This window comes from Isoptericola sp. NPDC057191 (assembly GCF_042670225.1).
Lineage (GTDB): Bacteria > Actinomycetota > Actinomycetes > Actinomycetales > Cellulomonadaceae > Isoptericola.
Genome location: NZ_JBHUWC010000003.1, coordinates 81,494 through 92,373, shown reverse-complemented (window position 1 = coordinate 92,373; position 10,880 = coordinate 81,494). Strand labels below are relative to the sequence as shown.

Here is a 10,880-nt window from a genome sequence, read left to right as displayed (position 1 = left end):
GGCACGGGGCATGGCTCCCGTGCCCGGCCGTCGCGCGTCCACCCGACGGGACGGTCGACTCCCCGTCGCCTCCGTCGACCCCCGCTGACGGCGTTCGTCCCCGCGCTGGCGTGCGGCCCCGCCGTGCGCCAAGGTGTGACGCGCCGCGACCCCGCGCGGCACCGAGAAAGGTGTGAGTGCCCGTGTCGTCGAAGCGGTCCGCGTCCCCGTCGAGCACCCCGCGCCGGGCGAACCGCAGCCCAGCCCTGCAGGTCCTCGCCCGCGGCGGCTACATCTCCTCCGGGGTGCTGCACCTGCTGCTGGGCTGGCTGGCGATCCGCCTGGCCGTGGGCTCCCCGAGCGGCAGCCCCGACCAGCAGGGTGCTCTGCGTCAGCTCGCGGCGGCGCCCGGCGGCGCCGTGCTCCTGTGGCTCACGGCGGCGGGCTTCGCCGCGCTCGCGCTCTGGCAGCTCACGGAGACGCTCGTCGGTGTCCCCGGCGCGGAGTCGAGCAAGCAGGCCCGCGAGCGGATCAAGGCCGGCGGCAAGGCGGTGCTGTACGGGGCGCTGGCGGCGATGGCCGTCGGCGTCGCGACCGGCGCGGCGGGCGGTGGGTCCGAGGAAGGCCTCACCGCGGACGTCCTGCACATGACCGCGGGGCGCTGGCTCGTCGGGGCGGTCGGCCTCGCCGTCGTCGTGGGCGGCGTGGTGCACGTCGTCAGCGGCTGGCGCAAGTCGTTCGTCGACGACCTGCAGGGGACCGGTGGCGGAGCCGTCGGCCAGGCGGTCGTGCGGCTCGGGCAGGTGGGCTACGTGGCGAAAGGTGTCGCCCTCGCCGTCGTCGGCGGGCTGTTCGTGGCAGCCGCCGTCACGGCGGACCCGCAGAAGGCCGGTGGCCTCGACGACGCGCTCCGGACCATCCGCGACCAGCCCTTCGGCACGGTCCTGCTGGTCGTCACGGGCGTGGGGATCGCCGCCTACGGCGTGTACTCGTTCGCCCGCGCCCGCTACGCGCGGATGTGATGGTCAGGTTGCGGGCTCGATGATCCAGCCGGCGCCGAGCACGAGGCAGCCCACCGTGACGAGCAGGAACACCACCACCCACAGGACCCCGGTGGTGTGCGTGAGCACCGCGAGCTGGTCGGCGTCGGACCGGCGGGCCCGGCCGCGGGAACGCTGCGCCTGCAGCTCGAAGACGGGCCGCACCGACCCCAGCAGCAGGAACCAGGTGACGGCGTACGCGACGGCGGCCTGCGTGGCAGGGTCCAGCCACCACGAGACGGCGACCAGTCCGGCGCCGCTCACGAGGATCGACCACAGCCCGAACCAGTTGCGGATCTTGAGCAGCAGGAGCGCGAGCAGCAGCACCAGCAGCCACAGCAGCCCGACCGCGTAGCCGTGCCGCAGCAGCCACGCGGCGCCCAGACCGGTGAGGCCGGGCCCGACGTAGCCGGCGAACGCGGTGACGATCATGCCGAACCCGCGGGGTCGCCCCGCGGACACGGTGAGTCCCGAGGTGTCGGAGTGCAGGCGGATCCCGTCCAGCCGCCGCCCGGTCACCATCGCGGCCACGGCGTGCGCGCCCTCGTGCGCGATCGTCACGACATGGCGCGCCACCCGCCACACCGGGGTGACGAGAACCACGGCGAGGGCGACCAGGCCGGCGGAGAGCACCACCGCCTGGGGCGGGGGCGGCACCGGGGTGGTGGCGGCCGTCCAGATCTGCGTCAGCACGTCGGTGACGTTCGCGAGGAAGTCGTCCACGGCGGCCATTCCACCACGGCCACCTGGACGGACGGTCGGGGGGCCGGCGGGCGGACGTGAGACAATGGTGGAGGTGGCTGCGCGTCCGCGCGCCCCGCGTCGTGGAGATCCCCCCGGATTGCGTGCGGCGGAACCCCGACCTTCGACGTCCCTGACGTCCGAGCCCGAGAGGCCCACTTCTTGACTACCTTTGCCGACTTCGGCCTGCCTACCCCTGTCGTCCGTGAGCTCACGAACCAGGGCATCACCACCCCGTTCCCCATCCAGACGGCGTCGCTGTCCGACTCGCTCGCCGGCACCGACGTCCTCGGCCGCGGCCGCACCGGCTCCGGCAAGACGCTCGCGTTCTCGCTGCCCGTCGTGACGCGGCTCGCGACGTCGGCCGCGCAGGCGGTGGCCGCCGGCCGCCCCCGCCGTCGTGCCGCCCGCCCCCGCGCGCTGGTGCTGTGCCCGACGCGCGAGCTCGCGAACCAGATCAACGCCACCATGGAGCCGCTCGCGAAGGCCCTGGGTCTCGTGACCACCACGGTCTTCGGCGGGGTCGCCCAGTCGCGCCAGGTGACGGCGCTGAACGCGGGCGTCGACGTCCTCATCGCCTGCCCCGGCCGCCTCGAGGACCTCCTCGGCCAGAAGCACCTCACGCTCGACGACGTCGAGATCACGGTGCTCGACGAGGCCGACCACATGGCCGACCTCGGCTTCCTGCCCGGCGTGAAGCGGATCATGGACCGCACGCCGCGCGAGGGGCAGCGCCTGCTCTTCTCGGCGACGCTGGACAACGGCGTCGACGTCCTCGTCAAGCGCTACCTCAAGAACCCCGTGACCCACTCGGTGGACGACGCCGCGGCGCCGCCGCCCCAGATGACGCACCACATCCTCGCGGTGGCCGACGCCGACGCGAAGAAGGACGTGGTGCACGCGCTCGCCTCCGGCACGGGCCGTCGAGTGCTGTTCACGCGCACCAAGCACCAGGCGAAGAAGCTCGCCAAGCAGCTCACCGGCGCCGGCGTGCCTGCCGTCGACCTGCACGGCAACCTCGGGCAGGGCGCGCGCGAGCGGAACCTCGCGGCGTTCTCGTCCGGCGACGTCAAGGTGCTGGTCGCGACCGACATCGCGGCGCGCGGCATCCACGTCGACGACGTCGAGCTCGTGGTGCACGTGGACCCGCCGGCCGAGCACAAGGCGTACCTGCACCGGTCCGGTCGTACGGCCCGTGCGGGCTCCGTCGGCGACGTCGTCACCGTGATGCTGCCCGAGCAGCGCGGCGACGTCCGCGACCTCACCCGCAAGGCCAAGATCACGGCCCGCCCGCAGCAGGTCGTGCCCGGCGACGCGACGGTCTCCGCCCTCGTCGGCGACGTCGCCCCGTACGTGGCACCGCCCGCTCCCGCAGCTCCCGCGCCGCAGCGGCGCAAGGGCACGGCGCGTCCCACGCAGGGCGGTCAGGGTGGCCAGGGTGGACACGCCGGGCACGGCGGCCGCTCGCGGACCGGTCAGTCGCAGGGCGGTCAGGCGCAGGGCGGCCGCGGCCAGGGGCAGCGTCCCCAGGCCGCTGCGTCGTCGGGCGGCGCGCCGTCGGCGGTTCGTGCGGACGGTTCCGCGCCGGCCCGCCGTCGCCGTCGTCGCGGCGGTCGGGGCCGTGGCCCCGGCGGCGCGGCCTGATCGCCGGCCGCTGACCGCCGCGGTCCGCGGTCGCGCGGACCCGGAACACGCGTAGCCCCGCCTGAGTTGTGCACGACGGAGGTGTCACATGACGTACGAAGTCACCAAGTCCGACGAGCAGTGGCAGGTGGAGCTCAACCCCCAGGAGTTCGCCGTGCTGCGGCAGGCGGGCACCGAGCGGCCGTGGACCGGGGAGCTGCTCGACGAGAAGCGCGTGGGCGTGTACCACTGTCGTGCCTGCGGCCACGAGCTGTTCCGCAGCGAGACGAAGTTCGACTCGCACTGCGGCTGGCCGTCGTTCTACACGCCGCTGGCGGGCGACAGCGTGGAGCTCTTGGAGGACCGGTCGCACGGCATGGTCCGGACGGAGGTCCGTTGTGCGCGGTGCGGTTCGCACTTGGGGCACGTGTTCGACGACGCGCCCCAGACGCCGACCGGCGACCGGTTCTGCATGAACTCGCTCAGCCTGACGTTCGAAGCCGCGGAGGACTGACCGGGCTAGGGTCGGGCACGTGACCGACACCGTGTCCAGCCACGTGCCCGACCACCTGGTCAACCTGCGCGACGTCGCGTCTGCCGCCCCGGGCCTCCGGCCCGGGGCGTTGCTGCGTTCCGACGCGCCACGGTCCGGCGACCGGGACCCGGCCGACGTCGCCTGGCCCCCGCGGACCGTGCTCGACCTGCGCGACCCGGGGGAGAACGGCGAACCGCACCCGCTGACGTCCGTCGCGCGCGTGGTGGCGCTGCCGGTCCTGGACGGCACGGCCATGGAGGGCGCCGTCGCCCCGGCCCCGGTCCCCGGGCTGGGAGACCTGTACCTGGCGATGCTGGACGAGCCGGGCGCCGGGCACCTCGTCGAGGCGGTGCGCCTGGTCGCGACGGGCGACGGGCCCGTCCTCGTGCACTGCACGGCGGGCAAGGACCGCACGGGCGTGGCGGTCGCGCTCGTGCTGGCGCTGCTGGACGTGGACCGGGCGGCGATCGTCGCGGACTATGAGCGGACCGGGCCGCGGATGCCCGACATCATCACGCGCGCCGCGGCCACCGCCAACCTGGCCGTCCCGGACGCGCACGTGCTGGCACGGCTGCCTCCGGAGCTCCTCACCGCGCCGGGGTGGGCGATCGAGGCCGTGCTGGACCGGCTCGCGGCCCACGACGACGGCGCGCAGGGCTGGTTCCTCGCGCACGGCGGGGACGGCGCGACGCTGGACGCGCTGCGCGCCCGGCTCGTCGCCTGAGGGGCGCCTCGCCGGCGGCACGAGAACGGCGAGGCCCCGGAGCGGGACCTCGCCGTCCTCGGAGGGAACAGGTCAGGAGCGCGAGTCCCGCCAGCGCACGAAGTCGTCCGAGTAGCGGTGCAGCAGCGTGGCGAGCTGGGCGACGTCGGCCTCGTCCCAGTCGCCGAACGCGTCCTTGTACATCTCGATGCGGCCGTCGCGCGCCCGGGCGAACCGGTGCGCGCCGTCGGCGGTCAGGGTGATGCGCTGGCCGCGGGTGTCCTCCGGGTCGACCTCGCGCTGCACGAGGCCCAGCTCCACCAGCCGGCTCAGCTGCCGGGAGACGGTGGCCCGCCCGACGCCGAAGTGGGCGGCGAGGTCGGAGCCACGGATCCCGGGGTGGGAGTCGATGTGCGCGAGGATCGGGTACGCCGACGCCTCGAGCTCAGGATGCACCCGCCGCGCGGTCTGGGCCGCGGACGACTGGGCGCGACGGATCAGGACCCGGATCTCCCGTTCGAGGGCACCGAACGGGTCGGTGGCCGGGTCTGGCGTGGGCGGTGCGGCTGCGTCGTGCATGCGCCCATCATGAGGCTTCGCCGAGGCAAACGGGAGTGCCGTCAGCGGGGGAAGTTACGCCCGGACGGGGCCGCAGCGGGTGAAATCGGCCCCGTCCGGGGGTGTGGACCGGTGTCAGGCCCGGTCGGTGACCCGCTCGGCGTCCTGCGCGGCGACCGGTGCGACGCTCTGCGCGGCGACGGGTGCGGAGGCCTGGACGGCGACGAGCGGGGCGCTCTGCTCCTCGTCGAGCACCTGCTCGATGCCGGAGCGCTGGCCCAGCGGGATCTCCTTGATGAACAGCACCGCGATGAGGGAGATGACGGCCATCGGCACGGCGTACAGGAAGATCGTCGTGATGCCGTCCGAGTACGCGGACTCGATGACGGACCGCACCGGTGCCGGCAGGCTGGCGAGGTCGGAGGGCACGACGCCTGAGCCGGCGCCCGTGGCGTCGGCCGGGATGCCGAGCTTCGCGAGACCGGTGACCAGGTCCGACTTGATGTGCGACGCCATCACCGCGCCGAGCGCGGAGACGCCGATCGCGCCACCGAGGGAGCGGAAGAACGCGACGCCCGAGGTGCCGGCGCCCATCTCGTGCACGTCGAGGGTGTTCTGCGTGGCCAGCACGAGGTTCTGCATGAGCGCGCCGACCGAGATGCCCAGGCCGAACAGGAAGACCGAGATGAGCACGAAGCTCGTGTCGACCTCGATGGTGGACAGGCCGTACAGCGAGGCGGACAGCACCACGGCGCCACCCACCATGATCGCCTTGTACCGCCCGGTGTTCGAGATGATGCGGCCCAGGACGATGCCGGCGAGCATCGTGCCGATCACCATCGGGATGGTGAGCAGGCCGGACTCGGTGGGGGTCTTGCCGCGGGCGAGCTGGAAGTACTGGCTGAGGAACACCGCGGTGCCGAACATGGCGACGCCCACGGAGGCGGACGCGATCACGGCGAGCACGAACGTGCGGTTCTTGAACAGGTGCAGCGGGATGATCGGCTCGGCCGCGGCCCGCTCGACGAAGCCGGCGGCCACCAGCGCGACGACGGCGCCACCGACCATCGCGGCGGTCTGCCACGAGGCCCACTCGAACTGGTCGCCCGCGAAGGTGACCCACAGGAGCAGGAGCGCCACGGCGACGGCGATGAGGACGGCGCCCGCGTAGTCGATCTTCACCGCGCGCTGCTCGCGCTTGGGCAGGTGCAGCGTCTTCTGGAGCACGACGAACGCCGCGACGGCGAACGGGATGCCCACGAAGAAGGTCCAGCGCCAGCTCAGCGAGTCGGTGAGGACGCCACCGAGCAGCGGGCCGCCGATCTGGGCGACGGCCATGACGCCACCCATGAGGCCCATGTACTTGCCGCGCTCGCGGGGGCTGATGATGTCGGCCATGAGCACGGTGGCGAGGGCGGTGAGACCGCCGGCGCCGATGCCCTGGAGGGCGCGGAAGCCGATGAGGGTCTCGATGTTCTGCGACAGGCCGGCCGCGGCCGCCGAGACGACGGTGATGCCCAGCGCGATCTGGATGAGGACCTTGCGGTTCGTCAGGTCGGCGAGCTTGCCCCACAGCGGCGTCGAGATCGTCATCGTGAGCAGCATGCCCGTGACGACCCAGGTGTAGGAGTGCTGGGAGCCGCCCAGGTCGGCGACGATGCGCGGCAGCGACGTGGACGTGATCGTGGTGGCCAGCAGCGAGACGAAGACACCGAGGAGGATGCCCGAGAGGGCCTCGAGCACCTCGCGGCGGGTCATCGCCGGGGCCGGCGGGGCGGAGAGGTCCGGCGCCTGGGGCGCGGGGACGGGGGACTGACTCATCGTGCGGGGATCTCCTCGTGCGCCAGGGCGCGGTCGTGGGTCGTGGTGAGGGAGGCCGCGACGCTGCGGATCCGGGAGGTGGCGTCGGCGAGGTCTTCGTCCGACCAGTCGGAGAAGGACTCGGAGACGAGGTCGTCGATGCGGCGGAAGGACGCCTCCGCGAACTCGCGGCCGGCGTCCGTCAGCGCGAGGTAGCGGACGCGACGGTCGTCGTCGTCCACCGTGCGGAGCACGAGGCCGGCGTCGACGAGGGCGCTGACCTGGCGGCTCGCGACGGAGACGTCGACGCGCAGCTTGGTGGCGACGTCGGTGAGCTGGACGCGTCCGCACCGCGTGAGCAGGTGCAGGGCGCCGAGCCCGGCGCGTGGGAGGTCGAGGTCGCGGGCGATGACCATGGCCGCCTCGCGTTGGGCGCGCGAGAGCTCCTCGAGCGACTGCACGAGGTCGCGGGCCGCGGTGCGGGTCACGGACATGTCGGTGCCTTTGCGGGAAGAGGGGGGTGTGCTCGGGGCCGGAGGGCCGGAGCGGTGCGACCCGGAGGCGGGCCGACTGGTTGCAGAGTGCAAACATACTCGTGGTGCTTGCAGCAAGCAAGTGTCCTGGTGGTGACGGGCGTCTCACCGGGTCGGGGACGACGACGGCCCGCGACGTCCAGGACGTCGCGGGCCGTGCAGGGAGCGTGCGGCCGTCAGGCGCGCTTGTATGCCTCGCCCGCCATGTCCTCGAGCTCCACGCCCTTCGTCTCGGGGATCTTGCCCAGGACGAAGAAGAACGACAGCACCGCAAAGATCGCGTACATCAGGTACGGGATCGCCGGGCCGAAGGTCGCCAGCATCGGCGGGAACGTCAGCGTGATCGCGAAGTTCGCGATCCAGTTGGCGGCCGCGCCCACGCCCAGCGCCGCGGCGCGGATGCGGTTGGGGAACATCTCGCCCAGCAGCACCCACATCAGCGGGCCCCACGTCGCGCCGAAGAAGACGACGAACGCGTTCGCGGAGATGAGCGCGATGATGCTCCACGGGGCCGCCAGCGTGATGTCCTCGCCCGAGCCCGTGGCCTGGGTGAAGCACACCGCCATCAGCCCGAGCGAGACCGCCATGCCCGCCGAGCCGATCAGCAGCAGCGGGCGACGGCCCACCTTGTCGATCAGCGCGATGGCGATGAAGGTCACGGCGACGTTCGTGACGGCCGTGATCGTCGAGACCAGGAACGCCTGCGACTCCTCGAAGCCGACGGCCTGCCACAGCGTGGTGGAGTAGTAGAAGATCACGTTGATGCCGACGAACTGCTGGAAGATCGCCATCACGATGCCGACCCACACGATCGGCTTCAGCCCGAACCGGTCGCCCTTGAGGCTGCCGAGCTCGGCGTTCTCCTCGTCCTTGCTGATCGAGTGGTGGATCTCCGCGATCCGTTCGTCCACGTCCTCGTCCGGCCCGAGGACGCTCGCGAGCACCCGTCGCGCGTCGTCGTCCTTGCCCTTCGTGACCAGATAGCGCGGCGACTCCGGCATGCGGAGCGCGAGGATGCCGTAGACGGCCGCAGGGATCACGGCGACCAGGAACATCCAGCGCCACGCCTCCCAGCCCAGCCAGAGCTCGTTCGCCGCGCCACCCGCGGATGTGGCGAGGATCTGGTCCGAGAGCAGGGCCGTGAAGATACCGACGGTGATGGCGAGCTGCTGCAGCGAGCCGAGGCGGCCGCGCACCGCCGCGGGCGCGATCTCCGCGATGTACGCCGGAGCGATCACCGACGCGATGCCGATGCCGACGCCCGCCATGAAACGCCAGAGAGCGAGGTCCCAGGCGCTCCACGCGATCGCCGACAGGATCGACGACGCGAAGAACAGCACCGCGCCGAGCACCATGACGTGGGTGCGACCCCACCGGTCCGCCAGCTTGCCGCCGGACCAGGCGCCGAGCGCGCAACCCAGCAGGGCGACCGCGACCACGAGGCCCGTCACGGTGGAGTTGAGGTCGAACTGACCCTCGATCGCGTCGACGGCGCCGTTGATGACCGACGAGTCGAATCCGAACAGGAAACCGCCGACTGCGGCAGCGATCGCCAGCCCGGTGGCCTTCCGGTGAGCGCTGCGCACGCTCGCCTGACCAGGTGCGGAGTTGGACATATGTCTCCTCAGTCCGTTGTTGCTTCGATGCTAGGTCCGCGACCGTATGTCGGCTCGGGGAGAGGTCGGCGTCACGTCGGTGCCGGTCGGTGCCGGGCCGGGCGACGCGGCCACCAGGTCGGCGTCACGGCAGGGGTGCGTGCTGCGGCGCACCTCGGACGGGGTGCCTGCCTCTCGCGGACCGCGGGAGACTGTACCCGTGAGCGACATGCCCGAGCCCCGCCGGCCCCGCCGGCCCGCCATGCTCGACCCGCAGACCGCCGAGCAGATCCCCGGCGACCTGGATCCCGCGCTGCGCGACGAGGTGGCGCACACCACAGCGCGCGCCGTCGTGCACCGCGCGCGGGCCGCCGAGGACCCGGAGGTCGTCGACCGGCTGGTGCGCCTCGTCGAGCGGGAGGGGCTCGACGTCGTCGCCGCCCTGTGGTCCGACGCCGCCGCCGCGTCGCTGCCGGGGGCGCTGTGGCGGCTGTACGTGCTGCGCGAGTGGGTGCGGCGCGACCCGCGCACCATCGGGCTGCGGTACCGGCTCGGCGTCGACGCGGCCCCCGTGCACGAGGTCGTCGCCGGCGTCCCCCGCCCGCCCGCCCCCGAGGACCTGCGGGCGCTCGCGGACGACGTCCTGTCCGGCGTCTTCGCCGGCGACCTCGCCGTCGCCCTGGAGCGGGCCGCCTCCTTCTGCCGGATCCTCGCGACCGGCGCGGCCTTCGACGCCGACGCCCGCGAGGTGGCCGACCCGGACGGAGCCACCCGGATGACGCGGGGGGCCGCCGACCTCGTCCGCACGGCGGAGGAGCTGGAGCAGGCTGCGGCGTCCTGGCGCGCCGGCACGCTCGACTGACCGACCGCTCGCCCCGCCCGGTCACCGCACGACGTGACCTGCGTGTTCGGAGGGTGGGGACGGCGGGGCTTACGATGTTCGGGCGACGTCGGGCCGCGGTAGCCCCGGGCTCCATCTTCAGCCGCTTCGAGCGGCCACGCGCCGAGAGGCGCTCCCGGTCCGGCGTCGCACCTCACCCGAGTTCACGCAGCCCGCAGGGGGAAACGTTCAGCGCGCGTTCAACTGGTCGCGCCAGGATCGCCACCTCTAGTCTGTGAGAGTCTCAGCGTCTTCGACCCCAGGAGCCACACGTGCGCCTGCGCCTGACACCGCGCGACACGACCTACTTCGACATGCTGGCGACTCTCGCTCAGCACAACGTGACGGGGGCCTCGCTGCTCGCGGAGCTGCTCGGGGCATCACGGCAGGAGAGGGACTCGATCGTCCGTCGGCTCTCCGAGGCCGAGCACGTGGCGGACGACGCCACCCACTCGATCATGCGCCGGCTCAACCAGACGTTCGTCACCCCGTTCGACCGGGACGACATCTACGGCCTGGCCTCCGCGCTCGACGACTGCATGGACGCCATGGAGGAGGCCGGCGACCTCATCGTCCTGTACAAGGTCGACGAGCTGCCGCTGCGCGTCTCGGAGCAGGTGCAGGTGCTGCAGCGCTGCGCCGAGCTGACCGCCGAAGCCATGCCCCGCCTGCGCTCCATGGACCAGCTCTCCGACTACTGGGTCGAGATCAACCGGCTCGAGAACCAGGGCGACAAGCTGCACCGTGAGCTCATCGCGCAGCTGTTCGACGACACCACCGACCCGGTGCTGCTCATGAAGCTCAAGGAGATCGTCGACATGCTCGAGGAGGCGGCGGACGCCTTCGAGCGCGTCGCGAACATGGTCGAGACCATCGCCCTCAAGGAGTCCTGA

Annotated in this window: 11 protein-coding genes; 6 read left to right on the top strand and 5 right to left on the bottom strand. The window is 72.8% G+C overall.

Annotation, left to right across the window (positions count from 1 at the left end; translation table 11 throughout):
- Positions 1 to 176: 176 nt before the first annotated feature.
- Complete coding sequence (locus tag ACFT55_RS01370; protein ID WP_380240695.1) at positions 177 to 1,001, top strand: DUF1206 domain-containing protein; 825 nt, start codon at positions 177 to 179, stop codon at positions 999 to 1,001.
- Positions 1,002 to 1,004: 3 nt separating this feature from the next.
- Here the strand turns inward: ACFT55_RS01370 and ACFT55_RS01365 are convergent, their stop codons facing one another.
- The gene (locus ACFT55_RS01365; protein WP_380240693.1) at positions 1,005 to 1,751 is read right to left on the bottom strand and encodes a M50 family metallopeptidase; all 747 of its coding nucleotides are present in this window, start codon (positions 1,749 to 1,751) and stop codon (positions 1,005 to 1,007) included.
- Between the two features lie 171 nt (positions 1,752 to 1,922).
- Between ACFT55_RS01365 and ACFT55_RS01360 the strand changes: the two genes are divergently transcribed.
- The 3 genes from ACFT55_RS01360 to ACFT55_RS01350 all read left to right on the top strand — a co-directional run bounded on the left by ACFT55_RS01360 (position 1,923) and on the right by ACFT55_RS01350 (position 4,642).
- Positions 1,923 to 3,404 carry a DEAD/DEAH box helicase gene (locus tag ACFT55_RS01360; protein ID WP_380240691.1) on the top strand — a complete coding sequence of 494 codons (1,482 nt, stop codon included), beginning with the start codon at positions 1,923 to 1,925 and terminating at the stop codon, positions 3,402 to 3,404.
- 88 nt (positions 3,405 to 3,492) lie between these two features.
- A complete protein-coding gene (msrB, locus tag ACFT55_RS01355; protein ID WP_380240689.1) occupies positions 3,493 to 3,897 on the top strand; it encodes a peptide-methionine (R)-S-oxide reductase MsrB in 405 nt (134 codons plus the stop codon).
- 19 nt (positions 3,898 to 3,916) lie between these two features.
- Positions 3,917 to 4,642 (top strand): tyrosine-protein phosphatase, encoded by a 726-nt coding sequence (locus ACFT55_RS01350; protein ID WP_380240687.1) that lies wholly within the window; start codon positions 3,917 to 3,919, stop codon positions 4,640 to 4,642.
- 72 nt (positions 4,643 to 4,714) lie between these two features.
- Here ACFT55_RS01350 and ACFT55_RS01345 read toward each other — a convergent pair whose 3' ends face one another.
- The 4 genes from ACFT55_RS01345 to ACFT55_RS01330 form a co-directional block, all read right to left on the bottom strand.
- Positions 4,715 to 5,200 carry a MarR family winged helix-turn-helix transcriptional regulator gene (locus ACFT55_RS01345; protein ID WP_380240684.1) on the bottom strand — a complete coding sequence of 162 codons (486 nt, stop codon included), beginning with the start codon at positions 5,198 to 5,200 and terminating at the stop codon, positions 4,715 to 4,717.
- A gap of 114 nt (positions 5,201 to 5,314) precedes the next feature.
- Positions 5,315 to 7,000 carry an MDR family MFS transporter gene (locus tag ACFT55_RS01340; protein ID WP_380240682.1) on the bottom strand — a complete coding sequence of 562 codons (1,686 nt, stop codon included), beginning with the start codon at positions 6,998 to 7,000 and terminating at the stop codon, positions 5,315 to 5,317.
- Entirely contained in the window at positions 6,997 to 7,473 is a 477-nt protein-coding gene (locus ACFT55_RS01335) for a MarR family winged helix-turn-helix transcriptional regulator (protein ID WP_380240680.1), read from the bottom strand. The genes ACFT55_RS01340 and ACFT55_RS01335 overlap by 4 nt, the downstream gene beginning before the upstream one ends.
- A gap of 215 nt (positions 7,474 to 7,688) precedes the next feature.
- A complete protein-coding gene (locus tag ACFT55_RS01330) occupies positions 7,689 to 9,128 on the bottom strand; it encodes a sugar porter family MFS transporter (RefSeq protein ID WP_380240678.1) in 1,440 nt (479 codons plus the stop codon).
- A gap of 241 nt (positions 9,129 to 9,369) precedes the next feature.
- Here ACFT55_RS01330 and ACFT55_RS01325 point away from each other — a divergent pair, with 241 nt between their 5' ends.
- Together ACFT55_RS01325 and ACFT55_RS01320 are read left to right on the top strand one after the other, a co-directional pair.
- The gene (locus tag ACFT55_RS01325; RefSeq protein WP_380240703.1) at positions 9,370 to 9,969 is read left to right on the top strand and encodes a hypothetical protein; all 600 of its coding nucleotides are present in this window, start codon (positions 9,370 to 9,372) and stop codon (positions 9,967 to 9,969) included.
- A 290-nt stretch (positions 9,970 to 10,259) separates the two neighbouring features.
- Positions 10,260 to 10,880, top strand: coding sequence for a DUF47 domain-containing protein (locus ACFT55_RS01320; protein WP_380240676.1), 621 nt, complete (start codon positions 10,260 to 10,262; stop codon positions 10,878 to 10,880).